Source organism: Rhizobium sp. Root149 (assembly GCF_001427345.1).
Classification (GTDB): domain Bacteria; phylum Pseudomonadota; class Alphaproteobacteria; order Rhizobiales; family Rhizobiaceae; genus Neorhizobium; species Neorhizobium rhizoryzae.
Genome location: NZ_LMGD01000026.1, coordinates 106,240 through 132,741, shown reverse-complemented (window position 1 = coordinate 132,741; position 26,502 = coordinate 106,240). Strand labels below are relative to the sequence as shown.

25 protein-coding genes and 2 pseudogenes are annotated in these 26,502 nt (G+C 59.6%); 10 read left to right on the top strand and 17 right to left on the bottom strand.

The features are described 5' to 3' along the window. Position 1: 1 nt before the first annotated feature. Positions 2-643 carry a TraH family protein gene (locus ASD54_RS25760; RefSeq protein WP_062557453.1) on the top strand — a complete coding sequence of 214 codons (642 nt, stop codon included), beginning with the start codon at positions 2-4 and terminating at the stop codon, positions 641-643. Between the two features lie 321 nt (positions 644-964). Then, positions 965-1,273, top strand: a complete 309-nt coding sequence (locus ASD54_RS25755; RefSeq protein ID WP_062557482.1) for a transcriptional repressor TraM — start codon at positions 965-967, stop codon at positions 1,271-1,273. A gap of 3 nt (positions 1,274-1,276) precedes the next feature. Here ASD54_RS25755 and traR read toward each other — a convergent pair whose 3' ends face one another. The 13 genes from traR to traI all read right to left on the bottom strand — a co-directional run bounded on the left by traR (position 1,277) and on the right by traI (position 12,879). Then, the gene (gene traR / locus ASD54_RS25750) at positions 1,277-1,981 is read right to left on the bottom strand and encodes a transcriptional regulator TraR (RefSeq protein WP_062557452.1); all 705 of its coding nucleotides are present in this window, start codon (positions 1,979-1,981) and stop codon (positions 1,277-1,279) included. A gap of 617 nt (positions 1,982-2,598) precedes the next feature. Continuing rightward, positions 2,599-3,906 carry an IncP-type conjugal transfer protein TrbI gene (gene trbI / locus ASD54_RS25745; protein WP_062557451.1) on the bottom strand — a complete coding sequence of 436 codons (1,308 nt, stop codon included), beginning with the start codon at positions 3,904-3,906 and terminating at the stop codon, positions 2,599-2,601. Positions 3,907-3,918: 12 nt separating this feature from the next. Continuing rightward, positions 3,919-4,374 (bottom strand): conjugal transfer protein TrbH, encoded by a 456-nt coding sequence (gene trbH / locus ASD54_RS25740; protein WP_062557450.1) that lies wholly within the window; start codon positions 4,372-4,374, stop codon positions 3,919-3,921. Next, complete coding sequence (trbG, locus tag ASD54_RS25735; RefSeq protein ID WP_082547402.1) at positions 4,374-5,231, bottom strand: P-type conjugative transfer protein TrbG; 858 nt, start codon at positions 5,229-5,231, stop codon at positions 4,374-4,376. The genes trbH and trbG overlap by 1 nt, the downstream gene beginning before the upstream one ends. 16 nt (positions 5,232-5,247) lie before the next feature. Continuing rightward, positions 5,248-5,910, bottom strand: a complete 663-nt coding sequence (locus tag ASD54_RS25730; RefSeq protein ID WP_062557449.1) for a conjugal transfer protein TrbF — start codon at positions 5,908-5,910, stop codon at positions 5,248-5,250. Between the two features lie 14 nt (positions 5,911-5,924). Continuing rightward, on the bottom strand, positions 5,925-7,115 hold the full coding sequence (gene trbL / locus ASD54_RS25725; RefSeq protein ID WP_062557448.1) for a P-type conjugative transfer protein TrbL: 1,191 nt from the start codon (positions 7,113-7,115) through the stop codon (positions 5,925-5,927). Continuing rightward, entirely contained in the window at positions 7,109-7,312 is a 204-nt protein-coding gene (trbK, locus tag ASD54_RS25720; RefSeq protein ID WP_348272054.1) for an entry exclusion protein TrbK, read from the bottom strand. Before trbK ends, trbL begins: the two co-directional genes overlap by 7 nt. A gap of 14 nt (positions 7,313-7,326) precedes the next feature. Beyond that, positions 7,327-8,067: a P-type conjugative transfer protein TrbJ gene (trbJ, locus tag ASD54_RS25715; protein ID WP_244484861.1), complete on the bottom strand. Its 741-nt coding sequence runs from the start codon at positions 8,065-8,067 to the stop codon at positions 7,327-7,329. Between the two features lie 40 nt (positions 8,068-8,107). Continuing rightward, positions 8,108-10,576 (bottom strand): conjugal transfer protein TrbE, encoded by a 2,469-nt coding sequence (locus ASD54_RS25710; protein WP_062557445.1) that lies wholly within the window; start codon positions 10,574-10,576, stop codon positions 8,108-8,110. Positions 10,577-10,586: 10 nt separating this feature from the next. Continuing rightward, positions 10,587-10,886, bottom strand: a complete 300-nt coding sequence (locus ASD54_RS25705) for a conjugal transfer protein TrbD (RefSeq protein ID WP_062557444.1) — start codon at positions 10,884-10,886, stop codon at positions 10,587-10,589. Then, the gene (locus tag ASD54_RS25700) at positions 10,879-11,241 is read right to left on the bottom strand and encodes a TrbC/VirB2 family protein (RefSeq protein ID WP_244484860.1); all 363 of its coding nucleotides are present in this window, start codon (positions 11,239-11,241) and stop codon (positions 10,879-10,881) included. The genes ASD54_RS25705 and ASD54_RS25700 overlap by 8 nt, the downstream gene beginning before the upstream one ends. A gap of 31 nt (positions 11,242-11,272) precedes the next feature. Beyond that, positions 11,273-12,244, bottom strand: a complete 972-nt coding sequence (trbB, locus tag ASD54_RS25695; protein WP_062557442.1) for a P-type conjugative transfer ATPase TrbB — start codon at positions 12,242-12,244, stop codon at positions 11,273-11,275. Beyond that, complete coding sequence (gene traI, locus ASD54_RS25690) at positions 12,241-12,879, bottom strand: acyl-homoserine-lactone synthase TraI (protein WP_062557441.1); 639 nt, start codon at positions 12,877-12,879, stop codon at positions 12,241-12,243. Before traI ends, trbB begins: the two co-directional genes overlap by 4 nt. A 335-nt stretch (positions 12,880-13,214) precedes the next feature. Here traI and repA point away from each other — a divergent pair, with 335 nt between their 5' ends. The 5 genes from repA (at position 13,215) to ASD54_RS25665 (ending at position 17,999) form a co-directional block, all read left to right on the top strand. Continuing rightward, on the top strand, positions 13,215-14,447 hold the full coding sequence (gene repA / locus ASD54_RS25685) for a plasmid partitioning protein RepA (RefSeq protein ID WP_062557440.1): 1,233 nt from the start codon (positions 13,215-13,217) through the stop codon (positions 14,445-14,447). Between the two features lie 160 nt (positions 14,448-14,607). Further along, the gene (gene repB / locus ASD54_RS25680; RefSeq protein ID WP_062557480.1) at positions 14,608-15,603 is read left to right on the top strand and encodes a plasmid partitioning protein RepB; all 996 of its coding nucleotides are present in this window, start codon (positions 14,608-14,610) and stop codon (positions 15,601-15,603) included. A 202-nt stretch (positions 15,604-15,805) separates the two neighbouring features. Then, positions 15,806-17,122, top strand: a complete 1,317-nt coding sequence (gene repC / locus ASD54_RS25675; RefSeq protein ID WP_062557439.1) for a plasmid replication protein RepC — start codon at positions 15,806-15,808, stop codon at positions 17,120-17,122. 195 nt (positions 17,123-17,317) lie between these two features. Continuing rightward, complete coding sequence (locus ASD54_RS25670; protein ID WP_062557438.1) at positions 17,318-17,683, top strand: type II toxin-antitoxin system RelE/ParE family toxin; 366 nt, start codon at positions 17,318-17,320, stop codon at positions 17,681-17,683. Beyond that, on the top strand, positions 17,676-17,999 hold the full coding sequence (locus ASD54_RS25665; RefSeq protein ID WP_062557437.1) for a helix-turn-helix transcriptional regulator: 324 nt from the start codon (positions 17,676-17,678) through the stop codon (positions 17,997-17,999). The genes ASD54_RS25670 and ASD54_RS25665 overlap by 8 nt, the downstream gene beginning before the upstream one ends. 67 nt (positions 18,000-18,066) lie before the next feature. Here the strand turns inward: ASD54_RS25665 and ASD54_RS25660 are convergent. Further along, positions 18,067-19,213 (bottom strand): annotated as a pseudogene (locus ASD54_RS25660) (site-specific integrase). A gap of 354 nt (positions 19,214-19,567) precedes the next feature. Here ASD54_RS25660 and ASD54_RS25655 point away from each other — a divergent pair. Continuing rightward, the gene (locus tag ASD54_RS25655) at positions 19,568-19,915 is read left to right on the top strand and encodes a hypothetical protein (protein ID WP_062557436.1); all 348 of its coding nucleotides are present in this window, start codon (positions 19,568-19,570) and stop codon (positions 19,913-19,915) included. A 5-nt stretch (positions 19,916-19,920) separates the two neighbouring features. On the opposite strand, the gene ASD54_RS25650 is transcribed toward ASD54_RS25655, so the two are convergent. Continuing rightward, on the bottom strand, positions 19,921-21,594 hold the full coding sequence (locus ASD54_RS25650; RefSeq protein ID WP_062557435.1) for a transposase: 1,674 nt from the start codon (positions 21,592-21,594) through the stop codon (positions 19,921-19,923). Positions 21,595-21,608: 14 nt separating this feature from the next. Here ASD54_RS25650 and ASD54_RS25645 point away from each other — a divergent pair, with 14 nt between their 5' ends. Then, positions 21,609-22,787 (top strand): RHE_PE00001 family protein, encoded by a 1,179-nt coding sequence (locus ASD54_RS25645; protein ID WP_062557434.1) that lies wholly within the window; start codon positions 21,609-21,611, stop codon positions 22,785-22,787. Positions 22,788-23,293: 506 nt separating this feature from the next. On the opposite strand, the gene istB is transcribed toward ASD54_RS25645, so the two are convergent. Both istB and istA read right to left on the bottom strand, forming a co-directional pair. Next, positions 23,294-24,088, bottom strand: a complete 795-nt coding sequence (gene istB, locus ASD54_RS25635) for an IS21-like element helper ATPase IstB (protein WP_062557432.1) — start codon at positions 24,086-24,088, stop codon at positions 23,294-23,296. Then, positions 24,078-25,609, bottom strand: a pseudogene (gene istA / locus ASD54_RS25630) (IS21 family transposase). The gene istB and the pseudogene istA overlap by 11 nt, the downstream one beginning before the upstream one ends. Positions 25,610-25,774: 165 nt before the next feature. Here istA and ASD54_RS25625 point away from each other — a divergent pair. Continuing rightward, positions 25,775-26,233, top strand: coding sequence for a carboxymuconolactone decarboxylase family protein (locus ASD54_RS25625; RefSeq protein WP_082547401.1), 459 nt, complete (start codon positions 25,775-25,777; stop codon positions 26,231-26,233). The last annotated feature ends 269 nt before the right edge of the window (positions 26,234-26,502 follow it).

The window sequence follows — 26,502 nt, the reverse complement described above, 5'->3', positions numbered from 1 at the left end:
GATGGTCGATGCGGCCCTGATCAAGGAATGCGCCGATCCGTCGCTGAAGCCGGCGATCGTCGAAAAGTTCGTCGCGGCGGCCGGGTCCGAGGATCCGTTGGCGATCACCGTCCGCGCCGGCAACCGTGTGGTGCTGGTGCCGCGGCCGACGACGCCGGAAGCGGCCATGGATCTGATCCGCGAGAATATTGGCCGCAATGTCGTACGGGCCGGCATCACACAATATCCGGCCGGGCTTGGCGTGCTCGAGGCTGGCGCCCTGAAACCCGATCTCGTCGATGCCTGCGCCAATCTGCGCATGGGCACAGCACTCTTCGCCAAAGTCTATCGCATCGTCCTCAGCTGGTATGGCAATCCGACTGGCAAACAGGCCGAGGCTCAGGTGTTCGAGGATGCGATCTTAGCCTGGCAGTCGGGGTATTTCGAGGGGAAGGCCGTGTTTCGGACGCCGAGTCCGGAGGAGAAACAGGCAAACTCTTCTGCCGATACCGCTGCGGATGTCGCTCCTGGAGAGGATGCCACCAAGACGACAGAAATTCCTGAGGCGGATGATCGAAGCGAAACCGCAGCCCGCGAGCAGCCTGTCGATGACCCGAACAAGGCTGGCATCCGTGTCGATCTCTCCACCATCGGCGCAAGATAACTCTGGCCGATATGCAGATCTGCAGTGCTCCCAGGGCAATTATCCGCCTGTTTGCACTGGCGAAATTCGACGCCGACCTCTATAAGAGCGGCTTGGGCAGTACGCGCTGCCCTGGGGTGTGGAAACCCCTATCTGGCGGTTGGTACCGGCCGTTGCGGTACCAGAATCCTCTGACCATGTGGCCGGGGGCCTGTGACGTATGTCCAGGCTTCGGCTAAAGGTCTCAGGACTGTCCAGGTACAGTTTCCAACCCCCGGCTTGGATCAGGGATTGACGTTTGCGGGGGCGAACCGCAGACAATACCCGAAGCTGGAAACTACCATGGATTCGAAAGACCTTCCTTTGATGGAAAAGCTAGAGCTGCGCCCGGTATTCGGGCTGACACAAGGACTGCCCGCAGCCGACCTCGAGACCCTGACGGTCGATGCGATCCGCAAGCACAGGCAGTTGGTCGAGAGGGCCGACGCGCTTTACCAGGCCTTGCCCGGAGACTATCAGGCCGGCCGGGCAACGGGTGGAGCCCAGCACCTCGAATTCATCGAGGCCAGCATCGAGATGCACGCACAGATGAGCGCCCTGAATACCCTGCTTGCGATCCTCGGCCATATCCCCCAGGTCAGCGTCAACTGATCGTCAGATCAGCTTTTTCCGGATCGCCGTCGAAGTGAGGTGCGTGATCGTGTGGACGTTGAACTGCTTGCGGGCAGTTTCGATTTTGACGCGGACGCTGTTGTATTTGACGCCCTCGAGATCGGCGACTTCTTCCATTGTCTTTCCATCGGCGATCCAGCTCAGATAGGTTGCGCTTTTGGGATCGAGGCGGAGCTGCTCTTCGGCGCTTGGGGTTGGATCGGCGAACTGGATACGCGAGTGAAGCTGCGCGACAGCCGTGGCCGCCGCAACAGGATCAATGTCCCGCTCGAGATCGACCGATTGGTTCGAAGACGCCAGCGTGAACAGTGCCAGGGCACCATGAGCGATCCGGATCGGAATCGTGATCCCCGATCGTATCCCGAAGTCTGTCGCGAGGGAAAAGAAAGAACGCTCGTCGTCCGACAGCCGTGATCTGTCCCATTCGGCGCTCCATGAGAACGCCTGCCTCAGCGTCTTGGCGCGTTTGATGACAGGATCCAACTTATTGAACTGCCGCCTGAAATATTCCCCCTGCCATTCTGGATGGTAGTTGGACAAGGCGCTGGAATGGCTCGGTTGAATGTTGAGATAGGCGTAACCGCTGAAGCCGCTCGATGCGATGACGGCCTCCAAGCCCTGCTTTACGAGATGCTCGTCGCCGGGAATCGCTGCAAGATCAGTCAGCTTGTCCAACCAGTGTTGCATCCAGGTTCCTCTCCAACAATGTTTGCCGCTCAGGCTTAGGCAGCCTATAAGCGCTGTTTCAGACAGTGTCGTATGGCGCCAGGTATTGCGCCCTGGACGTCATTCTGTTGGCGAAGGCTCCATGCAGGGAGTGTACTGCCGCAATCTGGTTCGTCAAAAATAACAGTCCCAGTTACGATCCTCAGCATTCCTTAACAAACCTTTCCCGACCCGTCAGTCGGGCCACGCAGCGAAGGCTGGTTCAGAGGCACTACGAAGCCCGTCGGTTGGTATCCGCGAAGAACTGACCCGGTGGACGCGCATAAAAGTTGACGAATTAAATCGTTGGGCCACGACGTTCTCGATACGCGACCGGACTGCGTGTGCCAAGTGATATCTGATGCGCTCTTTGATTGTGCCGTATGAAAGTAGCATCAACTTGCGGACAACCTCCAGTCTCGTGGATAGAAGAGGTCCGATTCACCGGCGGAAGAAGCTCTCGCACGACTTTATCATGTGCACAGTGCTTGCGGACACGAACCGCCTTCGGATCGCTGATCCGAGAAAGCCTGTTGGAAGCCAAACGCCGTCGTCGCCGTCTGTCAGCAACTAGGCGCTCCAGTAACGCCCAACATTATCTAGTTTTCAGCGCTAATTTTTCCTGGGAAAACGATGTCTTGATCTACAAGAACGTTGAACTTGTAGCCCGGCCTGATCTCCAATGTCGGCTGGACATTGAGGTTCCTGCTGATCGTCTGCTCCGCTACACGGCCGAAGCTTTCCGCGAAGTTCCGGCGGGCCGCATCGGAGGCCGTCTCCTGCGTTGCCAGTGTCGAACTTTCCGGCAACGAAGCGTCAATGCCGGTACCGATCAACGCAATTAGCGCCGCCGACCCGAACGTCCGCCAGTAGTGGTTGTTGACCTTGTCGTTGAAGCCGCCATAGCCCTGCGCATCCGTGCCGGCCATGCCGCCAATCTGCAGGGTCGAACCATTCGGGAAAATCAGGTCGGTCCAGATGACGAGAACGCGGCTTTGCCCGAACGACACCTTGCTATCATAGCGCCCGAACAACTTTGCTCCTTGCGGGATGAGCAGGCGATGCCCGGTGGCGCTGTCATAGACATTCTGGCTGACCTGCGCCGTAATCCGCCCTGGAAGATCGGAGTTGATCCCGGTGATAAGCGTCGCCGGAATGACGGAGCCACGCTTGAGTTCGAAAGCAGATTGCTGCGGGACGACCCGGTTCGGCAGATAGCCGAGCTCCTTTAGATCACTGTTGAAGAAATCCTCTTTCGATGATTGTCCATTCTGATCGACATTCTGGCCGAGCAGGCCATTTTTCAGGGCGGCGGCGTAGAGATCCGGCATGGATGAACGGGTCGATGAAGCCATTTCCGTTTCAACCGGGCGCTGGTCGCTGGTCTTTGCAGCCGCTTCAAGCTTGCTGCGATCAATGACCAGCGGCGCATCATAGGCCGCGTCACTGGCCTGAAGGCGCGCCATCCGTTGACGCTGTTGCTCTCGAAGATACTGCTCCTGGTTTTCACGGTGAAGCCGCGCCCGCCAGACGGCCTCCGGTTCCAGCTCCGGCTTTTGCTCTTCGGCCGTTGTCTGCTGCGCCGGAAACGGATTGGTTGCTGGCTCCTGCTTTTTCTCTACCGGCGTTGGCTGGTAGGTCACCTGGCTCTCGGGATCACCGATAATGCCGTCGGTGACGCCACGCTTGATCTGGTCGGCGAAAGTCGATGCCGGTGTGCCCGGATTGGCCTCCAGTCCCGCACCCTTGTTAAGGAACAGGCCGCGGGAAGTCAGGCCGTAGAAAATCACCCCGAGGAACGCCACCAGCAGCACAATGACGATGATGATCGGCAGGCGGTTGATCCGGCGCATGCCGGACTGAGCCTCCTCATTGGTGGCGCCACCGAGTTTCAGTGATTGTACCATGATCGCCTCCCCTCATCCGCGCTTCAGCAGCGACAGTGCGCTCGCAGGTGTCGCACCGTTCCCCGTGACGATGTAAGCGCGTCCAAGCTCGACACTCGACGTCGACAGACGCGCGAGCACCTGGCCCTCGAACGGCACGATCACATAGGCAAGTGGGATGACCTTCTGGTCGGCCTTCTGGTCAGTGACGACGGCGTAACCCCAGCCCTTGAGCGCTGCCTCGAGCGCATGCCCGAACGGAGAGCCGTCCACCTTCAGTGCTACCGTCGCTTTGCCTTGGCCGATTTGCTCGGCAAGGCGGCTCACCATATCGCCGGCGATAGCACTCGCAGCCGGCCCGGAGATCTCTGGCGGCGCGTCGCTGACCACAAGTCCGTCGCTTCCAGCGGTCTGGCACCCGGACAGGAGCATGGCGAAGAGACCCGCGATTAAAAGCTGGCGGGACGTGGAGATATGGGGGGATCGCATCACCGACCTCCCCGCCTGATGGTCACCTTTTCCTGCTTCCACCCAACGCCGGAGACCAGGACAGCTCTGTCGACATTGTAGTCAACGATCATCATGTCGTTCTTCATGCGATAATTGACGATACGGTTCTGACCGCCTGACACGACGAAGAGGACCGGTGCATCCTGGCCAGAAATCCGGCGCGGGAACTGGATGTAGGTTTTCTGCCCATCGCTGTAGACCCGTGTCGGCCGCCAGCCGGCACGGCCGGAAACCGAATAGGAGAAGCTCAACTGCTCGGCCGGCACATTGGCGCCGGGAATAGTGCTTGCTTCCAGCCGGGCATTGATATCGGCGAGCTTCGCCGAGACGTCTTCGGGATATTCGAAGCCGACGCGCGCCATATACTGAGTTGGGTGGGATTTGAGTTGGATATGGTAGGTGCGTCGCGATGTCGTGACGACCATCGAGGTCACCAAACCCGGTTCGGACGGCTTGACGATCAGATGGATCGCCTGCCCGCCGGCCGCCCCCGACGTTGCCGGCTCCACCTTCCAGCGGACGGTGTCCCCGACCAGCACATCGCGCACGACCTCGCCCGGCTGCAGTTCGATGTCGCAGACCTGCAGCGGCGAGCAGACAACGGATGGCTGCACCTCGCCATAGAGGAAGATGATCTTGCCGTCGTCGCCCTTGGTCACCAGACCGCGCGTGCCGCGCCATTTACCGGAAATGTCGATGCCCTTGCGTTCATTGGCGGAGACCTGCTGGGCCTCCGCCGTCGAAACCAGGCCCGGTCCAGCGATCAGGCACAACGTGAGCGGCAAAGTCAGGCTCAAGGCCAAGTGTGCCCGGCCAGTCCAAAAATTCTTGATCATGGGGAGGCCATGCCTTTCAAAGCTGTGCGGTCCAATCGAAGTCCTTGAGATAAAGACCGATCGGGTTAAGCCGGATGACGCCCTCGTCCTGGGGCGGTGTCAGTGTGACGGTGGCGATGCCACGGAAGCGACGAAGCGCGGTTTCCTTGCCCTTGCGGTCGCGCTCGAACTCGGTCCAGTCGATCTGGTAGGACTGGTTGGACAGCGCGACGATGTTGTTGACCTCGATGGCGACTGTAGAATTCTTCGCCTTCTCAAAGGGCGAACTGGAGCGATACCAGGCATTGACCTTCTCAGTTGCCGGATCGGATGTCCTGAGCAGGGCGTAAGTCCGATCAATATATTGCTTCTGCACCACCGCATCCGGTGTCACCGAGCGGAAGTTCGAGACGAAGCCTCCGAGCGTGGCGCGCACGACGCGCGGATCGGCGTACTCGATCTGCTGCGGGAAGCCGGCTGTCGCGGCCGTACCGAGTTTGTCGACTTCGACGATATACGGAACGAGCTTGACCTGCGTCGACTGATAGAGCGCGTAGGAAAAGCCGACGACCGCCATCAGCAGGCCGGTAATGCCGACAATGCGCCAAGCGTACGCCGCCCTCACATAGGAGCCATAGCGCTCGCTCCATTCCTGACGGGCGGCAAGATAAGGGTTTTCGGGGGCGCGATTGGCAGCCATTGTCCCGTCCTTCTTCAAGATTTGTCATTGCGTTCGGGAGGTAGAGCGCTCCGGCCGGATCCACTGCGGTTGCCGTCGAGCTTGGCGTTGGCAAGGCCGAGTAGTGAGCCGGCATAGGCGCCGGGCGAGCCGATTGCCTTTTCCTTGGCTGCCGATCCCGCCGCACTGCCTGCGGACCAGATCCCGGAGCCCATGCCCCGAAGGGCTGCACCTGCCATCGACGAGCCTGCCGAGCGTGCCGCCTGTCCTGCGGCAAAGCCTGCTCCAGCAGCGCCGGCGGCGAGCGCCACGCCGCCTGCTGCAAACGACGCCGCCTGTCCGCCGTGGCGGATGGCCTCCATGCCACCGGAGACGGAGGCGCCCTGTACGACGCCCTGAACGATCGGCGGCACATACATGGCGATGACGAAGACGACGACCGAAATGCCAGCGATTGCGAGCGTATTGATGAACTGGTCTGACGTCGTCGACGGCGTCTCGGCCAATCCTAACAGGATGTCGGAACCGATCTTCGAGATCATCACCAGCGCCATCAGCTTCATACCGACGGAGAAAGCGTAGACGAGGTATCGGACGGCAAAGTCTTTGGTGTAGGAAGAACCGCCAAGCCCGAGCATAATCATGCCGGCAAGCAGGCCGACATACATCTCGACCATGACGGCGACAAAGATCGCTGCAACGAGACTGAAGGCAACGACCACGACGACCATTGCGAACACCGCGGCGATCGCCAGCGCATTGTCTTCCCAAAGCCCAAACTTCGCCTGTTCCGACATTTTGGACGCGACCCGGATACCGGCGTCAAAAATGTTGGCGGGCGACGCCGATCCACCGCCTGCACCTATCTGGTAGAGACTATCGACGATCGCCTTGCCAAGAGCCGGGCCGCGATCGAGGATGAAGGCGAACAGGCCGATGAACATGATCCGGCGCACAAGTTCGGCAAACCAGGCATCGAGTGAGGCCGCGTTGATGGCGAGCCACACGGCAGCAATGCCGATCTCGATCCCCGCCAAGATCCAGAACAGGGACCTGGCCGCTTCGATAATCCGCGATTCCCATCCTTTGACAGCCGCGGCGACCGAGTTCTCCAGTGTGGTCAGCACCTGTCCCTGCTGTGCGAGCGCCGGGGCGCTGGCCAGGAGAACAATGCCGATCGCGATGAAGGCAAGCTCAAGCTTTCGGGACGGATGAGCAATTACCATCTCGGTTTCAGCTCCTGCCCGCCCCGGACGTCACGCTCCGGATCACCGCTGAAGAATTTCTCGCGATGCTCTCGCTGTGCCTCGTCGGATGACGGCTGGGTGGCATTGCCGCCGGTTATCTGTACAGAGGCCATCTGCCACTTCATCCAGCTTGCGCCAGCGGCAAAGCCAATGAGCCCCGCGAGTGCAAGGGCCATAAACAAACGCCCGCTCACCAGCGTGGCTCCATAGTCTGGCCACTGCGGATATCATGCTCCGGTGCATTGAAGAACTTCTCCCGTCTCGCCTGTGCCAGATCCTTCTGCGCCTGCTCCGACTGGTACCAGGTGCCCATCATCGTCATCTGCTGCGACACGAGACTCCGCAGCTTCTGCATCTGCGCGACTTCCTGAGCGGCGATCTGATGGCCGACCTGCAGCGCCTTAATCTGGCCGTCGGCGCTCTCCGACATGCCGCGCAGCGAGGACATGGTGGACTCCTCACTGGAAAACTGGTCGGCCGTCAGGTTCGCCGCCTTCAGCGTGCCGGCGATCGTATCGCGGTTGGTGTCGGACCAGGACTGGTAGGTGGTCGAGAAATTCGCCTGCGTCGGCAGGTTTGCCTGCATATCGGCATAGCTCTGAAACCGCTGTTTCAGCTGATCGTCGATATTGCCCATCGAAAAGGCGATGCCCTGCCCCTGTCCGACAATGCTCTGCAGCTTTTTGAGATCGCCTTCCACCTGGCCCCAGATATGATCCGGCAGCTGAGCGGTGTTCTGCAGCATGTTGTCATAGATCTTCAGCTGGTTCTGGATCTGCTCGGCCAGCTGGTTGATTTGCTTGATCTGGTTGTTGACCTGCTCGGCCGATTTGCCGACCAGCGAGATCAGCTCGGTATTGTTGGCAATCTGGGTGAACTCGGTCGCCTCGCCGGTAACGCCGCCAGCCCGTCCAATGGAAGGCGCTACGATCGACGCGATAACAGCGATCGACGCGATCGCCTTGACCCGATCAGTTGTCTTGAAGATAGGTGTCGGCATGGGCAATCCCTCTCTGTTCCAGCCAGCGAAGCGGCCAGTGTTCGCCATGTTCCAAAACCAGCGCCCGGATGCGCTTCAGATCTTTCTTGCCGGAGGCGCCGACAAAGGAGAGCGCGACCGGGCCGAGCGCCATGTCGAACAGGCGCCGGCCGTCTGGCGAGGCCACGTAATATTCGCGCTTCGGCAATGCGGTCGCGACGATCTCGATCTGCCGCTCGTTGAAGCCGATGCGCTCATAAAATTCTCGGGTGCCCGGCTCGCGCGCGGCCCCGTTCGGCAGGCAAATTTTAGTCGGGCAGCTCTCCTTCAGCACGTCGATGATGCCGGAGCGTGCGGCGTCCGAGATCGACTGGGTGGCAAGCACCACTGCGCAATTGGCCTTGCGCAGCACCTTCAGCCATTCTCGGATCTTGTCGCGGAACAGTGGGTGGCCGAGCATGAGCCAAGCTTCATCGAGGATGATGAGGCTCGGCGCACCGGTCAGCCGCTTCTCGACCCGACGAAACAGATAGGTGAGAACCGGCACGAGGTTGCGCTCGCCCATGTTCATTAGTTCCTCGACCTCAAAGCACTGAAAGGCGCCAAGCGTCAGGCCGTCCTCTTCGGCATCGAGAAGCTGACCCATCGGCCCGTCGACCGTGTAGTGGTGAAGCGCGTCCTTGATCTCGCGCATCTGCACGCCGCTGACAAAATCCGATAGCGACCGGCCGCGCGCATGCGCCATCAGCGCGACCTGCTTTGAGATTGCGTTGCGATGATCCGGGGTGACGGTCACGCCCTGTAGCCCGACCAGCGTTTCCAGCCACTCGGTGGCCCATGCGCGATCGCCGTCGGTCGACAATTCCGAGAGCGGGCAAAAGGCGAGCGCCGGCGAGCTTCCCTCCCCTTTTCCGCTTGCATCGCCGCCAATCTCGTAATGATCGCCGCCGACCGCTAAGGTTAGCGGCAGCATCGACCGGCCCTTGTCGAATGCGAAGAGCTGTGCGTCCTCGTATCGGCGAAACTGCGCGGCGATCAGCGCCAGCAGGGTCGACTTGCCGGAACCGGTGGGACCGAAGATCAGTGTATGACCGACATCGTCGACATGCAGGTTCAGCCGGAAGGGTGTCGAACCGCTGGCGACCTGCATAAGCGGCGGCGAGCCGGCGGGATAGAACGGGCATGGCGCGACCGGGCTGCCGGACCAGATCGAGTTCAGCGGCACGAGGTCGGCGAGATTGCGGGTGTTGATCAGCGGCTCGCGGATGTTGGCATAGGAGACGCCCGGCAGACTGCCGAGGAAGGCATCCGTTGCATTGAGCGTCTCGATCCGGGCGCCAAAGCCTTCAGCCTGGATCAGACGGCGGATCGCCTCGCACTTCTCCTGAAGCCGCAGCGGATCGTCATCGAAGAGCACAATGACCGGGGTGTAATAGCCATAAGAGACTAGCTGCGAAGCGGCTTGCGCTATGGCGTCCTCGGATTCCGCCACCATCAGCATGGCGTCCTGATCGAGCGAGCGACTTTGCGTCTGGAACAGTTGGTCGAAGAAGGGACGGACCTTCTGTTGCCACTTCTTGCGCGTGCGCTCGAGCCGGACGCGGGCTTCCTGTTCGTCGAGAAAGACAAAGCGGCTCGACCAGCGATAGGTGAGCGGCATGAGATCGAGAGAATTCAGAATGCCTGGCCAGCTTTCGGCTGGCAGACCGTCGATCGCCACCACGCCCAGGAAGCGACTCTCGACCGTCGGCGTGAGGCCATGCTGCAGCTCGGCCGTTACCAGCCAGTCGAGATACATGGGGATTTCAGGCAGGCGCACCGGGTGGTTTTCTCCGGTAACGCAAAAGCGGATGAACTGGAAAAGCTCGTCATAGCGCGCAACGCGAAAGCCGCCGCGCTCTTCCGTCTCCTGGGTGACCATGCGCCGGATCGTCACGACATTAGCGAGATACTGTTCGACCTCGCGGATCGACGTCCGAAAACTGTCGAGCGCGCTCTCGGCATAGGTCGCGGATCGACTGCCTGTATCGGCATAGACGTAACGGGTCAGGCCCGATCGGCGCGGTTCCGGCGGCCGCCAAGTCAGGATCAGCGCATGGCGGCTCTCAAAATGTCCCCGCTCCCGCTCGAAATGCGCTCGGCGCTCCACATCGATGGCGCGGGTGACAGGATCGGGAAAATGGCAGTCGGCCTCTGTCGCGTAGTCGGTCGTCGGCACACGGGCGGCCTCGACCTGGATCATCCAGCCGGAGCCAAGACGCGACAGGATCGCGTTGATCTGCCGACTGACTTCGTTGCGCTCGGTGTCGGTCGAGCTCTCGCTGTCCGGGCCGGCAAAATACCAGCCAGCCATCAGGCTGCCGTCCTTCAGCAGCATGATGCCGTTGTCGACCAGGCCGGCATAGGGAACGAGGTCGGAAAAGGAAGGACCGGATTGCCGGAAGCGATTGAGGGCTACCATCCAAAAAGCCTCAGTATCGACGCCAGGGCGTCGAGGTCGCCCGGTATGAGGATTTGTACGAGACATGCCGCAGATAGACGCGACGCATCAGCGGATCGGATTTGGCCATCGTCCGCAAGGCGCCGATGGCAACGAGCCAAAGCGCCAATCCGAAAATTGCGGCATACCAGGTGAGCACGACGAAGATCAGGATGATGGCGGCAAGGCCGCTGAGCAGCACCAGTTCCCGATCGGCTCCCATCAGCAGGTTTGGGCGCGAGAGAGCGCGATGGATCCGCGAGCGCGAGAGATTGGAGCCGGCGTCAGCCACGGGACCCCTCCCCCGCCCGCGGAGAGATCGCAGACTGTACGATGGCCTGGGTCTGGGGCAACGGTTCGACGGTGCCGATCGTGGCACCCGTCGCGCCAAACAGGCCGACGATCTGTGTCGCACCCAGCAAGACGCCGCCAACCAGCGCAATATAGCAAAGCCGCCGCGCGAAATCGTTGAGCTCGCCGCCGAAGATCAGCATCCCGCCAGCGATTGCCACGGCCGCCAGCGCGATAAACCCGGCTACGGGTCCCGTGATTGACTGCTGGATCTGCTGCAGCGGCGACTCCCACGGTAATCCGCCACCGCCGGACGAAGCGAAGGCCGGCGAGGCCAGGACGATCAATCCCATCATGGCGACGGCGCCGGTGAGTGTATGAAGATGCTTAGGCTGCATGGCTATCCTCATCGATCTGCGCATAGTGTTCGGTCTGATAGGCTCCGCCTTTGAAGCCTTCGACATTGATGACGTCGCGCACCCGCCGGCCGCGACCGGTTCGCTCGATCGACACGACGAGATCGACAGCCTCGCCGATCACCTCGTGCATCGGCTGCTGGCTTGCTTCCGACGTCAGTTGTTCAAGACGCCGCAGGGCGGACATGGCGGTGTTGGAGTGCACTGTTGTCACCCCTCCCGGATGACCGGTGTTCCAGGCCTTCAACAAAGTGAGGGCGGCTCCGTCGCGAACTTCGCCGACGATGATGCGGTCGGGCCGCAGGCGCATTGTGCTCTTGAGTAGTCTTGCCATATCGACGCTGTCGCTGGTGTGTAGCGAGACGGCATTTTCGGCGGCGCACTGGATCTCGGCCGTATCCTCGAGGATCACCATGCGATCCTCCGGCGCCGTCGCGACGATCTCGGCGATGACAGCATTGGCAAGTGTCGTCTTGCCCGAACCCGTGCCGCCGGAGATGACGATGTTCAAACGGTTGGCGATGGCGCTCCGCAGTACAGAGGCCTGCGCTTCAGTCATCACCTTGGCCTTGACATAGTCGTCGAGCGGGATGAGACGCGAGGCGCGGCGGCGAATGGTGAAGGTTGGTGCGGAGACGACAGGCGGAAGCAATCCCTCAAACCGATGTCCGCCAATCGGCAGCTCGCCCGAAATGATTGGCTGCTCGTGATCGGCTTCCGACTGCAAGGCATGGGCGACACTGCCGATAATGACTTCGGCTGCCGCCGAGGTCATCTCGCCGGCGGGCGCTACCCCGTGGCCGAGACGCTCGATGAACAATCGGCCATCCGGGTTGAGCATGATTTCGACGACGCTGGCATCATCGAGCGCGACACATAACCGATCGCCGAGAGCATCCTGGAGTTTGCGCACCAGGCGGGAGTGGGAGAGCAACTGGGTCACGCCACTCTCCGCGTCGCAGCAAGCTCTATCGAAACAATGTGCGAGCGATATCCGATGGGCCGCAGTCGGTCGAAGTTCACCTGATGCGCAGGCAGACTTCCGGCGACTGCCTGCGTATCGCCGATCGGTGTTGGTGCTCCGAGACGCGTCATCGGCCAACCGACCCGCTTGAAAATGCGTTCAATGCGAAGGTCGGTTCCGGTCACGATCTCATTATAGCCGTTTGCCATGCACCACTCGACGATGCCGGCGAACATGGTGAGCGTTGCGAGGTGTAGCTGGCCACCTCCCCTCCCCGCCTCAAGCGTGGTGTCGACGCAAAAGCGAGAGCTTTCGATCATCGCGGAATGAGCGGTAAGTGCGCCGCCCGCAAACAGCTGCGGAAACATCTCCGCGAGCATGGTTGGTCCCGTGGCGGGCAACAGTCTCGCGCAGCCCGCGACCCTGCCCGTATCGGTGACAGCCAATACATATGATGGATCGAGCGCATCGTAGCGATCTCGCTCTTCGCCATCTCGAACGGTGACGTCCCATCCCATGCGCGATCCGAAGACCTTGGCACGAAGCCGATGCATCTGCTTGAGCAACGCCTGCTGCTGCGCATAGTGATCCGGTGAAACGACTGTGATGTGCATGCTTCCACTCCGAGAATCGAACCCGGGCAAACAAAAATCATCACGAATCGCGTGTGGCTATATGCAGATCTGCACCTACGCGTTGGCATCGAATCGGGGTTAAGTCCCCCGGCGAGCACAAATGAAGGTGTGGACGACGCCTCCAGAGATGCATTTTGTGATTGGGCCTAACCCGCTTCAAGAGCAACGTAACCCACGGGCGCATATAGATGATTCCAAATTCGGCAGGGATTTCTGGTGGTTGCGTTAACCTCTTGTTAACCAATAATCTCTTGCGCGAGAATGGTTCATTGGTATCGTCACGGAAAATACGTGCTTTGGCCCGAAAATCCGTGATGAAAGAAATTAACGTGCGCACAGCAGTTCAGTCCCATAGAAATCACCTGCCGAGTGTCGACGAGACAATCGGTACCCAGGCAGATTTGCTGAGCTCCCAGCTTCAGGCGATGAGCGAAGCACTCTTTCCACCGACTTCTCAGAAGGTCCTACGTCGTCTCACGTCTGGTGAAGCCGCGAAGCTGATTGGCGTTTCTGATTCAACCCTGCGGAAGATGACGTTGGCTGGTGAGGGCCCTCAACCCCAAACAACGAGCAACGGGCGACGCCTTTATACGCTGGCAGACATCAATGCCATTCGTAAAATCCTCGCCCAATCGACGCGTGGACGTGAATCGATCGATTTTGTTCCATATCGTAGATCCGGTGAGCATCTCCAGGTGCTAGCTGTTACGAACTTTAAAGGCGGCTCGGGAAAAACGACCACTTCAGCGCATCTCGCGCAGTATCTTGCGCTGCAAGGTTACAGGGTGCTTGCAGTCGACCTTGATCCGCAGGCGAGTCTCTCTGCCCTACTCGGTGTACTTCCAGAAGTTGATGTCGGTGCCAATCAGACGCTTTATGCTGCGATCCGATATGACAGCGAAAGACGGCCGCTTAAAGAAGTCATTCGTCCGACCTACTTCGATGGCCTCGATCTCGTTCCTGGGAATCTCGAGCTAATGGAGTTCGAACATACAACGCCAAAAGCGCTCACTTCTGGCGGGAATGGAGATACACTTTTCTTTGCACGTGTTGCTGCGGCGCTTGACGAGGTTGAACAGGACTACGATGTCGTTGTCATCGATTGCCCGCCTCAGTTAGGTTTCCTAACACTAAGCGGGCTATGCGCTTCTACAAGCATGATTGTCACCGTGCATCCTCAAATGCTCGATATTTCCTCGATGAGCCAATTCCTTCTCATGACGCGTGACTTACTCGGTGTCGTTCGTGAAGCCGGAGGAGACTTGAAGTTTGACTTCATCCGCTATCTCCTCACTCGTTTCGAACCGCAGGACGCGCCTCAAACAAAAGTCGCCGCCCTCCTCCGCAATCTTTTCGACGACCACGTTCTAACGAACCCGATGGTGAAATCTGCGGCGGTCTCTGATGCCGGGCTGACAAAGCAGACGCTGTACGAGATTGGTCGAGAAAATCTAACTCGGACTACATACGACCGAGCCATGGAATCTTTGGATGCGGTAAATGGCGAAATCGAAAGCTTGATCAAGCAAGCTTGGGGTCGCCAATGATTTCCCCTTTGACTTTGAAGTTTTCGCAACGTTGGCCCGGTCAGGTGTTGGGAGCTCCCAACAACTTCGATTCGGTGAAGGTCGCCACTGAACTTGCTCGTGTTGGGAGCTCCCAACTGAGAGCCCATAGGTGCATTGCATGCCGGATCGGGGGCGTATGATGAGCCGAAAGGATGCAATTAATAGTCTCTACCTAAAGCGGCCCGAGACTTCCAATCCTGCTCAGAAGTCTGCGGATCGGGTTAGGACAGGCGCCATATCTGCTATGGGGGCTTCTCTCCACGAAATGTCGGAGAACGCCAAACAGGCTGCTCACTTGCAGAAGCAGCTTGCGGAGGGTGAGGCCGTAATTTCGATCGATCCCAAAAAGGTCGATCACTCTCGCATCGCGGATCGTATCAACATCGACGTAGATGCCGCCTTCGACAAACTCGTCGCAAGCATAAACGAGCACGGACAGCAGGTGCCGATTCTTGTCCGACCAAGCCTCGAGAACCCAGGGCGCTATCAAGTCGCGTATGGCCGGAGACGATTGCGGGCAGCAGAAATGCTCGGTCTTCCCGTAAAAGCGATCGTGCGGAGCCTTAGTGACAGTGAACTCATTGTTGCTCAGGGCCGCGAGAATTTGGACCGCAAAGACCTGTCTTTCATTGAAAAGGCATTCTTTGCGAGGAATCTCGAAGATGATGGATGTGATCGCGGCACCATAGTCGCCGCGCTGGTCACCGACAAAGCAGACCTAAGCCGGTATATCGCCGTCGCGCGCCGCATACCAGAGAAGCTTGTCCATCGTATCGGTCCAGCCCCGAAGGCAGGGAGAGCGCGTTGGTTATTACTTGCAGAGAAGCTTTTGGTCGACGGAGCTATTTCCATCGCCGAGAGCGTCCTCGCAGACCAATCGCTGCAAAAGCAAGATAGCGACGCACGCTTCAATGCTGTCCTCCGCTCGCTTGAAGACAAGCCAAAGAAAGCTGCGCGTCCAACTGGCGTTTGGAAAGCTCCGAACGGCAAACGCGCGGCTCGCATCGAAAAGCGTAATGGTAACACAGCGCTCGTTTTCGAAGACAAGATCGTGCCGCAATTTGCTCAATTCGTGAGTGATAAGCTCGATGAGCTCTTTGAACAATTCCAAGAAAAGGACAGTGAAGGAGAATAGCGATGGTTTGACGCCGAAGGCGACAGTCGTGTCACCAGAGGAAGCAAGCAAAAGAAAAAGGCCACCGAAGCGAAATCCGGAAGCCCTTCTCATTAGTGTCGCAGCTAGAGAATCGCATTTCCCGGAATCACCGTCAAGAGTCTTTAGGGCTCAGCGCCGTTTCGGCGAGCAATTTCTTTTGCCCGACAGAAGGTAAAAGGGAATGCAGACGCATTTAGCAACGACGCCCTATGGGCGGCGGCCGATGACGCTTGGCCAAATTTCGAGACAGATGGCGGTTCGGGAATCTCAACCCGATTCGACCGCTCACAAATGGCACGTATTTCAAGATGTACGGGAGGCACGTGAGCTTTTGGGCGCTACGGATCGATCGCTATCGATCCTGAACGCGCTGCTATCGTTCTATCCGGAGACTACACTGGGCTGCAGCGGGGAGCTTATCGTCTGGCCGTCGAACGAGCAGCTCGCCGCCAGGGCCAATGGAATGCCAGCGACGACCCTCCGGCGTCATATCGCTGTCCTGGTTGATTGCGGGTTGGTCATTCGACGCGACAGCCCAAACGGCAAGCGGTTTGCCAGAAAGGGTAGGGGCGGGGAGGTCGAGCAAGCCTATGGCTTCGATCTTTCCCCCATTGTTGCGCGAGCTGAAGAGTTCAAACAATTGGCAGACGCTGTTCGCCACGAGAAGAAGGCGTTCCGGGTCGCAAAAGAGCAATTTACGATCCTTCGTCGAGAAATCGTGAAGCTCATCGAGTTGGGTATCACAGAGCGCGTGCCAGGCAATTGGGTACGGATACAGGGGAACTATCAAACGCTCGTCAGCAGCCTGCCCCGATCAGCTTCGAGGCAACTACTCGAAGACGTGTGTGTAGATCTCCACGCCCTATGCTCGGAAATCCGTGAGGTCTTGGAAACATTCGCTAAATCTCAGATTCCGGTCGCCAATGAGTCCCATTCTGGCCGTCACATACAGAATTCAAATCCAGACTCTAATATTGAATCTGAAAACAGCTATGGAAAAATAGAAGAAGCCGAAAGGGATGACGCAGAACCCGCCAACGTGCGGAGCCTGCCGAACCGAGATTTGCCATTGGGTATCGTGCTGGACGCTTGCCCGGAAATCCGCGAGCTGGCCCAAGGGGCTGAAATCCGGCACTGGCGCGACTTGCTGGCGACGGCTGAGCTGGCCCGGCCAATGCTGGGGATCAGTCTCAGCGCCTGGCGGGAGGCTTGTGAGGCGATGGGTGAGCAGCACGCGTCGATCACACTCGCCGCGATCTATCAGCGGGCTGGCCAGATCAATAACGCTGGCGGCTATCTGCGAAGCTTGAGCGATCGGGCAAGGGATGGAAAGTTCTCGACCTGGCCGATGATCATGGCTTTGCTTCGGGCAAAGCTTGAAGCGCAGAAGCCTGTCGGCGCGGAGCGCGGGGTAGGGGCTCCAGACGATGGCGGTTCAGGCGGATTGCAAGCTTCGAACAGGCTGTTGGCGAGCCTGCAAAGACCTCGAGCGCGATGAAACCCAGCGCTTATTCGGCTGGGGAAGCCGTTGCGTTGTCGGCCGCCCCGTCCGCAAGCACGATCGATCAGGTTCTTCACGCAGGATCATGTCGACGCGGGGAGTGCGCTCGTGTCGAGGAAAGATGTACCTATTGCCTCGGAGCGACGATCTGGATTATATATCCCGAAGTATCTATATCATTCAGGATATGAAATGACGGAATGGAAGGTCGAGTTTCACGACCGCTTCAAGAGCGAGATCGCCGATCTTCCAGCCGATGTTCGGATCGAGTTGCTCGCGCATCTGGTCCTGCTTCGGGAAAAGGGGTTTCGGCTAGGGCGACCTGAGGTCGACACACTTGAGGGCTCCAGGCACGCGAACATGAAAGAACTGCGTGTCAGGGTGTTAAAAGAGCAGTGGCGGTTCGCCTTTGCTTTCGATCCGGAGCGGAAGGCTGTGGTTCTGTGCGGGGCTTCGAAGAGCGGTGTGAGCCAGAAGCTCTTCTACAAGCGGCTGATCGATCTGGCCGATAAAAGATATGACGAGCACTTGAGCGGGTTGGAGAAGAAACATGGATGATCTCGACAAGCTGATACAGACGCTTCCCGATAACGAACAGCGCGCCGTTGCAAAGCGGGCGGAGGAGCTCGTAACGGCGCACAATCTGCGTGAATTGCGGGCACTTGCTGGACGGACACAAGAAGACGTGTCCGCTGGGACCGGTTTCAAGCAGACCAACGTATCGAGACTGGAGAAACGCGCAGACATGAAGCTGTCGACGCTTCGCGACTATGTCGAATCTCTGGGCGGGACTTTGAAGATCGTCGCGGATGTCGCCGGCAAGAAAGTCGATCTTTCCAGCATCGCAGAACGCTCTCGGCACGGTAAGATCTAAGGGTGCGACCCGACGGTGTGCAAGGGATGGTCCGGCCACCTTCGAAAGCAGTGACAAGACTCAACTCTCAAAGCAATCTGGCCGCGCGACCACTACGCCGGGAGGCGTTGTTATAATAGCTCGACGCCTGCTGGACCGACCTATGTCGCGACTGCTCCATTGCTTCTGGGAGGGGTATGCCGCGATTGGCCGCCTCTGTCAGATAGCCCGATCGCAGTCCGTGAGCTGAAAACTCCCCACTGTCCAACCCCGCCATCTCCGCCCGCTGCTTGACAATGGCATTGACGCCTCCCGGCTCCAGCGCCCGCTTCGAGACATTCCCCCACCGGTCGACTTTCCGGAACACGCTTCCACTGTCGATTTTCGCCGCTTCGATCCAGGCGTCAAGCGCCTCGACCGGCCGGCCGGTGAGATAGACGACTTCGTCATGATCGGCGCCCGAGGTTTTTGTGCGGCCAAGGTGGATGGCACGAGAGGGGAGGGGAGGGCCGCTCTCGGTTTCGATCGGTGGCTCGACCGTGATCTGCTCCACGCGAAGGCCGGCAATCTCACTGCCGCCGGCGGCCGCCCGAGGCGAAAGCGACCATTAGGATCGCCCGGTCCCTGACATCGCGGAGGTTTTCGGTGGCGCAGGTCGCCAGCATTTTGGCCAAGACGTCGCCGGTGACGGCCTTGGCGCTTTTCCTTTTCCGGGGCCGTGGCGTGGCCCGGACGGCGAGGCGAATGGCCGACTTGAGGGCAGGGGAGGCGAAGGCGCCGGAGAGCCCGCGCCATTTCGTCAGCGTTGACCAGGAAGCCAGCCGTCGGCGCACGGTATCTGGGGCATGCGGTCCGGCGGTGCGCAAAAACCCCTGGTCGCGGAGGTTTTGGGAAACGGCCTCCGGCATCCCGTGGTCCGGATCGGACTTTTTCTTTTCAGGATCCCACAGATGGTGGGCGACAAACTTTAGCAGCAGCGCTTCAGGCGCCGGCCAAGGCAGCGACGTTTTTGCCGCCGCCATTGACCACGCCTGTAGATAGGCGAGATCAGACGTGAGTGCCCGAAGGGTATTTTCGCCCATGCCCTCGTTGACCAGATGCTTTAGGGTTTGGATATCCTGGTCGGTCAGCAACTCGGCGAGTTCGTCGCGTCGCTCCATCGGCAGGACGGCGGCAATCGTGTCGAGCTCTTCGGCGCGACGTTCGACGGCAGATTGTTGCGAAGAGGACGGCATTCAGACTCCTAAGTGGCCGCAACGAGGGCTTTGAAAACCCGTGGCGAAGGCCACATTTTCTCATTTGCAAGTCGAAATCAATAACCCACGATAAGCAATACTTATCGGCGGTGAGCCGCCGCGGGCTTCTTTGTAGTATGTGGGGAACCGTAGCGGCGCCCTAGCTTTCGTTTAAGACATCGTTTGCCATAAAAACAATGCCTTACGATCTCGGAAAATTGCCCATCTCCACCCTGCTGAAAGTAAGCAGGGCAGATCCGGTGGCAGTGCCTGGAACATGGCCGGTCGTCGCCTGCTGGTGCGGCCGTTGGCATGGTGGAGCTGATCAGGATTAGGAGAGGAGGGCGCAAGCCCATGCGGCAGATCGATATTGACAGCCTCGACGAGGCAACCCTCGTCGAACTCAACGCGCGCATCGTCGAGCGTCTGCAGTATTTGCATCACCAGCGAACCACTGCGGCCCTACAAGAAATCAGGGTTGGAAGCGGCGTGGAGTTTGAAGGCCCTGGCGGTGTTCTGGTTCGTGGTGTCGTCATCCGCCGCAACAAGAAGACGGTGACGGTGCATGCCGATGATGAGCGACAGTGGAATGTTTCGCCGACACTGCTGAAACCCACCGGCGTCCACGTGCTCGATACCGCGGGTCAGATCCAGTCCGACGACGGCAAGATCGTGTCCTTCCCAAAGCCAGACCGTCGGTGATGCGCTCAGGACCTGGCAACGATCATGGTGGCCAGTGGGGGAATGGCTGGGCGCGATGTGCAGATCCCCAGCCGGTCGCCGAGATAGTGCCAGAACGACAGGCCGAGCTTCTGGCAGGTCTTCGAGAGGCCGAGCAGGCTGTCGCGCGCCTGACGGCCGTTGCGACTGACCGTGCCGCCAGAGATCTTGCGCTTGATGACAAAGCCACGCAGATCGCGCTCGGATGCATTGGTGTGCAGCGGGATCTCCGGCCGCTCCAGAACCCGCAGCAGTTCCGGCTTGCGGCGCCTGAGCCGAAGCAGCAGCTTGTCGAGCTCGCCATAGCCGGTGCGGATCGAAAAGATCCGGTCGAAGCGCGCCTGCAGGCCCAGTGCCGCACGCGCGTCAAGCCTTCGTCGATAGGCTTTCAGGGCCTTGTAAAAGTGCCAGATCAGTTCGCGCAGGGTTTCGACCTGTTTCACCTGCTGTGGCGTGGCCGGCATCAGCTTGTGCAGCAGCCGTTCGGCATGCACCCAACACAGCGCATGGGTGCCGACGCGAAACTGACCGGCATCGTCGGAGACAATCACCGCGTTGCCAACCAGACCATGATGGCGAATGGCGCCCCAGATGCCAGCCTCGGCGAACGGCCGAAGCGTCTCGGTGTCGAGGATGTCGATACCATGTTCGGCGAGATGCTGGAGAAACGGCACCTGATTGGCAAACCGCCGCGGTCCGCTTCTCTTCAGCCGGGCAGCAAGGGCGGGGTCCACCGGACGGTCTTCGAGAATGGTGAAGGCGGCATCGTTGAGGACATAGTCCTGATAGTTGCCGCGCAGCAGCGCCAGGAAGTTCAACCGCGACTTCGCCGGCGCCGTGCGAAAGGCAGTGAAATGCTCGCCGCCGATCTGCGTCGTATGAAAATTGCGGTTGGCGTGACGGGCACCGGTGTCGTCGGCCGTCACATAGGGCGCCGAGACGAGGCCGGCATGCAGCACGGCGGCATCCTCCGCATGAAAGCCATCCAGCCTCTCTGTCAGAAAGCGGACCACCTGGCGTTTGGAGATCTCCACACCGACGTCGTTCAGCAACGTCGTCAGTCGCTGCGTCGTGACCTGCCCATGGGCGTGAAGCATCAGGCAGAAGCGCCGCAGATTGGGCCCAAAACCACCTCGTATCCCCGCAGGCAGCGGCGCGATGATCATGCGCCCATCCGGAGCGACCCAGTATTCGCGGCGATAGCGCACCACCTCGACCCGCAGCACCAGGTCACGGACGAAGCAGTCCTTGTAGCCCTTGAAACGCGATCCGGCCGGTACACTGGCAGCCAGCACCTCTTCACGCGTCACGCGCTTCGTGTCGTTCTTCGGACCGCGTGGCGGCGCAGGCCTTGGGCTGCCGGAAGCCGGCTTGTCACTCGTTGCCCGTTCCATGCCCGACGGTCTGAAGGGCGGGCGGGGCGGCAGGTTTTTCAGCCGCGCGATCTCGTCACGCAGAAGCTGGTTGTCGACCTTCAGCCGGGTGTTTTCGAGCCTGAGCTGATCGTTTTCGGCTCGAAGCTGGTGGTTTTCCGCTTCGAGCTTCTCAATCCGGGCGTCTGCCCGATCAGCCCGCTCCACCAGACCGGTTACAAGCTCTCGCAGCGCCTTCAGCGACAGCGTGTCAGCATGCTCGGCCATGGGCAGGCGGCGCTTCGTCATTACGGAAGTGAATCATGATTTACCGGAAACAGGAATCCCTGCTGCCACCGGATTTGCTCCAGGTACTGCTGAAACCTGTCGCCGACGCCAGCAGCGCCCTCGCCCGCCTCGACGAGCGCATCGCCCGCTCCCCCGTCGGTCCGGGCTGGCTCGAACGCCAAAACTTCACCGACGCCTGCGCCTCCCTGTGGATCGACGGCGAACTCGTCCACCTCGAAGACCTCGTCCTCCACGACAGTCTGCGAGACATCCGCACCCCAACCCACGAACTCACCATCGCCCGCGACGTGCTGCGCACACGGCGCCGGATTGCTGACCATCCACCTGCGTGGGCTCTGTCTGAAGAGGGCCTGCGCGGCCTGCGCCGGCCGTGGGCCGGGGCATCTTTGGGTGATGGGGGCACCGGCGTGGCCGACCAGCCCACCGCGGGTGAAGTGGGTGCCGGGGAAGGGGAGGGGGCGGAGGTCAGTGCGGTGGACGGTGAGGCTGGCGAGGACGCCCTGGATGCCGAGCTCGCCGCCATCGATGCGCTGCTGGCGCGTTCCGAAGCGGCGATCGAACAAGCGAAGAAGCCAGGCCGGGCTCCGGCCCCGGCCTCGGGCGCCGGCCGCGAACGCGACCCATTGGTCTATGATCTGGATTGGGATGAGGATGCGCGGCTGGAGGAATGGCGGGCCGTGCTGCGCGGGACGCAAGAGTTTCCGGCGGTGCTGCAGGCGATCGTCGCGCTTGATGCCTGGAACGAGATCGGCGTTCTGCAGCATGCCGCCTGGATGGGCCGGCTGCTCACCGCCGCCATCCTGCGCCAGGGTGGTGTCACATCAGGTGGTCACCTCGCAGCCATCAATCTCGGCCTGAAAACCATCCCCGTCGATCGCCGCCGCCATCGCAACCGGGAAACGCGCCTGCTGGCGATCGCTCACGGGTTTTTGGCGACCGCCGAGATCGGGCTGAAGGAGCATAATCGGTTGGCGCTGGCGCGGCAAATGATGGAACGCAAGCTGGCGGGGCGGCGGGCCTCGTCAAAGCTGCCGGAGCTGGTCGAGCTGGTCATGGCGAAGCCATTGGTGTCGGCCGGGATGGTGGCAAAAACGCTCGAGGTGACGCCGCAAGGCGCGCGGCGTATTGTTTTGGAGCTGGGGCTCAGGGAGATGACGGGGAGGGGGAGGTTTCGGGCATGGAGTATCCTATAGACTATCCGAAATCTCGGGATTAACCCTTGGTTGAATCCCAGTGCCCATTCCGCGGAGCGCGGCCTGCCTCACGACGTAATTTTCTAAAAAATATAGTTTCGAGCTTTAAATACCTCTTATTATGAGAGACATAAGGGCAGGCCTTTTGCCTCACTACAGTAAGTTTGAGCACCGTGCTCCCTTTAGAAAGCAGATGATGCAAACCCTTAAGCAAGTTGCGTCAGAGTACTCCAAGGCTTTGAATGATGCAGCCAAATCTGCTGTCCCTGGTGAACCGGAAGCTCAGCTCACAACGCCCGTCGCCAACTTGCTGGTCCAACTTAGTGAAATTTACAAAGTAGGCGACCTTACTCTAATTCGAGAAACCCGATTAGACAGGACACGTCCTGATTTTGCTGTCTTTCTTACGAAAGCCGGTAAGACCTACCAGAAGGTGTTGGTTTCCACGCAGAACTGAGCCGGTTTTTCCACCGAGAAGTGAGCCGCCTCTGAGTATGGTTTTCTGATCAGGCTTTGGTCAAGGGATTGGCCTTTTCTCCTCTCTTCTGTGCTGCTGCGGCCGAACTGGCCTTGAAGCGGAAGCTGTCGTTTCCTGTTTCCAGGATGTGGCAACGGTGGGTCAGGCGGTCGAGCAAAGCGGTGGTCATTTTAGCGTCGCCGAAGACGGTAGCCCATTCGCTGAAGCTGAGGTTGGTGGTGATGATGACGCTGGTGCGCTCATAAAGCTTGCTCAGCAGGTGGAAGAGCAGCGCTCCCCCCGACGCGCTGAACGGAAGGTATCCGAGCTCATCCAGGATCAGCAGATCGAGACGGACCAACGTTTCGGCGATCTGGCCAGCCTTGCCTCTGGCCTTTTCCTGCTCGAGCGCATTGACCAATTCAATGGTCGAGAAGAAGCGGACTTTCCGACGATGATGCTCGATGGCCTGGACGCCAAGGGCGGTCGCGATATGGGTTTTGCCGGTGCCTGGTCCGCCGACGAGGACAATGTTCTGCGCTCCGTCCATGAACTCACACCAGTGCAGTTGGCGTACCGTCGCTTCGTTGATCTCGCTGGCGGCGAAGTCGTATCCGGAGATGTCCTTGTAGGCCGGGAAGCGTGCAGCCTTCATATGATAGGCAATCGAGCGAACCTCGCGCTCGGCCATCTCGGCTTTCAGCAACTGAGACAGGATCGGCACGGCCGCATCGAAGGCTGGTGCTCCTTGCTCGATCAGGTCGGTGACCGCTTGGGCCATGCCATACATCTTCAGGCTACGCAGCATGATGACGACGGCGGCGCTGGCGGGATCATGACGCATGGCGACCTCCCACGATCCGGACACGCAAGCCATCGTAGCGTTCAACGTTGGCCCTGGGTTCGCGCAGCAAGGTCAGCGCCTGTGGTGTGTCGATATCGGGACCATCGGTGGTTTTGCCGTCGATCAGCCGATGCAGCAGGTTCAACACATGGGTCTTGGTTGCCACGCCAGCATCTAGGGCGAGTCCACAGCGCGGAGGACGACCTGTTCGTCGTGATGAAGGACGAGAGCAAGGATATCAGCCATCTCACGATCACCACGGGGGCGGCGAAGCATCTGGTCCTGCAGTTGTCGAAAGCCCAGCGGCAATTCCAGGAAGGGAGCACCATTGCGCAGGGCACCAGGCTTGCGCTGGATGACGGCAAGGTAATGCCGCCAGTCATAAATCGTTCGCGGTGGTTTGTCGTGACTGCGTTCTATGATCCGTGGATGTTCGCAGAGGATATTGCCCTCGGCTGCAACGACCAGCCGCTCAGGATAAATCCGCAGGCTGACGGGCCGGTTAGCAAAGGAGGCCGGCACGCTGTAGCGGTTCCGTTCGAAGGTGATCAGGCATGTCGGCGAGACACGCTTGCTCTGCTCGACGAAGCCGTCAAACATCGCGGGCAATGCCATCAAAGCAGGCTGCTCATCAGCCCAAACATCGGCGATCGAACCGGGCAGACTCCCGTGTGGTGTCTCCTGCCACAGGTCCTGGCAATGCTGCTCCAGCCACAGATTCAACGCTGCCAAATCCGGGAAGTCCGGCATCTGTTGCCACAGGCGTGGTCGGGCATCCTGAACGTTCTTCTCGACCTGTCCCTTCTCCCAGCCTGCGGCGGGATTGCAGAACTCTGGCGCAAAAACGTAGTGGTTCGTCATCGCAAGGAACCGGATGTTGACCTGTCGCTCCTTGCCCCGGCCGACGCGATCGACCGCTGTCTTCATATTATCGTAGATGCCGCGAGCAGGGACGCCGCCGAACACACGGAAGCCGTGCCAATGGGCGTCGAAGAGCATCTCGTGCGTTTGCAGCAGATACGCCCTGACCAGAAAAGCCCGACTGTGCGATAGCTTGATATGCGCGACCTGCAGCTTCGTGCGCTCGCCGCCAATGACGGCATAGTCCTCAATCCAATCGAATTGGAATGCTTCGCCTGGGCGGAAAGACAGCGGAACAAATATGCCGCGGCCCGTCGTCTGCTGCTCACGTTGTCGTTCCGCTCGCCAATCACGGGCGAAGGCGGCAACCCGACCATAGGAGCCGGTAAAGCCGAGAGCCACCAGATCGGCATGAACCTGCTTCAGTGTTCGTCGCTGCTTGCGCGACTTCCCGGCCTCTGTCTTCAGCCAGGCCGCCAGCTTGTCGGCAAAAGGGTCAAGCTTGCTAGGCCGTTCCGGTACCGTGAATGTTGGTTCGATTGTACCAGCGTTCAGATACTTCGCGATCGTGTTCCGCGACAGTCCCGTGCGCCGGCTGATCTCGCGGATCGACTGCTTCTCGCGCAGCGCCATCCGACGGATGATGTTTAAAAGTCCCATGTGGATCACTCCGTTGCCCCCGTCGCTCTCCGCGTTGGGGGAAGGTTCACATGGCTCAATTCTCAATGGAAATTATGCGCCTAACCGGCTCAGTTCTGCGCGGAAACCAACAATGCAGACGTCACACCGCATGTTGCCGAGATCTTTGCCGGAGCAAAAGCTTCCATGGGGAAGGTGCCAAACTTGTTCCGCGTTCTCGCGCATGCTCCGGCCGTGCTGGACGTGTACACCGGCAGCAAGCGCTTTCTGCATGATGGGGTGCTAAGCCCGCAGGCTCAGGAGCAGATTGCGATCGCTATTGCAGCGGCCAATGGCTGTGACTACTGCGTTGTCGCCCACACCGGTGCGGCGCGTGCAGTCGGCGTTTCGGCAGAAGACCGCGCCTCCGCTCAATCCGGTCGTACGTCAGATTCAAAGATCCAAGCTGTCCTTGATCTGGCACTTGCCGTCAACGCGACGCATGGGCAAGCCTCAGCGCCAGCCCTGGAAACTGCCCGTTCCTATGGACTTTCGGATGCGGAGATCCTGGAAACAGTAGCACATGTCGCCGTTAACATCCTCACCAACAGCGTAAACAACATCGTCGGCACGACATTGGACTTCCCGAAGGTAGAGCGCGTCTAAATGGTAGATGTACCATGCAGCTGGGGGCCAAATCGGTAGCCCCAACGCGGCGAAAGTTTTAGCAGTCGTTAGTTCGATTCCCATCAAGGTGAAGGCATGTATAGCTACAGCAGCTTCACGCCACTTATGTCGCATAGAGCCGTTGGCAACGGCTTACGTCATTGTAAATGCCCAGATATTGGCGCGAGCCAATCACGCGGTGAGTTGCATCATCGATGCAATGATAACTTCGCATTCGAACGGTAACAATGCGTTAGACAGAACTAGAT

Excerpts from the sequence above, each read along its gene's own strand:
- ASD54_RS25760 (WP_062557453.1), top strand. The coding sequence starts at position 2 with ATGGTCGATGCGGCCCTGATCAAGGAATGCGCCGATCCGTCGCTGAAG.
- ASD54_RS25755 (WP_062557482.1), top strand. The coding sequence starts at position 965 with ATGGATTCGAAAGACCTTCCTTTGATGGAAAAGCTAGAGCTGCGCCCG.
- traR (WP_062557452.1), bottom strand. The coding sequence starts at position 1,981 with ATGCAACACTGGTTGGACAAGCTGACTGATCTTGCAGCGATTCCCGGC.
- trbI (WP_062557451.1), bottom strand. The coding sequence starts at position 3,906 with ATGGTACAATCACTGAAACTCGGTGGCGCCACCAATGAGGAGGCTCAG.
- trbH (WP_062557450.1), bottom strand. The coding sequence starts at position 4,374 with ATGCGATCCCCCCATATCTCCACGTCCCGCCAGCTTTTAATCGCGGGT.
- trbG (WP_082547402.1), bottom strand. The coding sequence starts at position 5,231 with ATGATCAAGAATTTTTGGACTGGCCGGGCACACTTGGCCTTGAGCCTG.
- ASD54_RS25730 (WP_062557449.1), bottom strand. The coding sequence starts at position 5,910 with ATGGCTGCCAATCGCGCCCCCGAAAACCCTTATCTTGCCGCCCGTCAG.
- trbL (WP_062557448.1), bottom strand. The coding sequence starts at position 7,115 with ATGGTAATTGCTCATCCGTCCCGAAAGCTTGAGCTTGCCTTCATCGCG.
- trbK (WP_348272054.1), bottom strand. The coding sequence starts at position 7,312 with ATGGCCCTTGCACTCGCGGGGCTCATTGGCTTTGCCGCTGGCGCAAGC.
- ASD54_RS25710 (WP_062557445.1), bottom strand. The coding sequence starts at position 10,576 with ATGGTAGCCCTCAATCGCTTCCGGCAATCCGGTCCTTCCTTTTCCGAC.
- ASD54_RS25700 (WP_244484860.1), bottom strand. The coding sequence starts at position 11,241 with ATGATGGGATTGATCGTCCTGGCCTCGCCGGCCTTCGCTTCGTCCGGC.
- traI (WP_062557441.1), bottom strand. The coding sequence starts at position 12,879 with ATGCACATCACAGTCGTTTCACCGGATCACTATGCGCAGCAGCAGGCG.
- repA (WP_062557440.1), top strand. The coding sequence starts at position 13,215 with ATGAAAGAAATTAACGTGCGCACAGCAGTTCAGTCCCATAGAAATCAC.
- repB (WP_062557480.1), top strand. The coding sequence starts at position 14,608 with ATGAGCCGAAAGGATGCAATTAATAGTCTCTACCTAAAGCGGCCCGAG.
- repC (WP_062557439.1), top strand. The coding sequence starts at position 15,806 with ATGCAGACGCATTTAGCAACGACGCCCTATGGGCGGCGGCCGATGACG.
- ASD54_RS25670 (WP_062557438.1), top strand. The coding sequence starts at position 17,318 with ATGACGGAATGGAAGGTCGAGTTTCACGACCGCTTCAAGAGCGAGATC.
- ASD54_RS25665 (WP_062557437.1), top strand. The coding sequence starts at position 17,676 with ATGGATGATCTCGACAAGCTGATACAGACGCTTCCCGATAACGAACAG.
- ASD54_RS25655 (WP_062557436.1), top strand. The coding sequence starts at position 19,568 with ATGCGGCAGATCGATATTGACAGCCTCGACGAGGCAACCCTCGTCGAA.
- ASD54_RS25650 (WP_062557435.1), bottom strand. The coding sequence starts at position 21,594 with ATGACGAAGCGCCGCCTGCCCATGGCCGAGCATGCTGACACGCTGTCG.
- ASD54_RS25645 (WP_062557434.1), top strand. The coding sequence starts at position 21,609 with ATGATTTACCGGAAACAGGAATCCCTGCTGCCACCGGATTTGCTCCAG.
- istB (WP_062557432.1), bottom strand. The coding sequence starts at position 24,088 with ATGCGTCATGATCCCGCCAGCGCCGCCGTCGTCATCATGCTGCGTAGC.
- ASD54_RS25625 (WP_082547401.1), top strand. The coding sequence starts at position 25,775 with ATGGGGAAGGTGCCAAACTTGTTCCGCGTTCTCGCGCATGCTCCGGCC.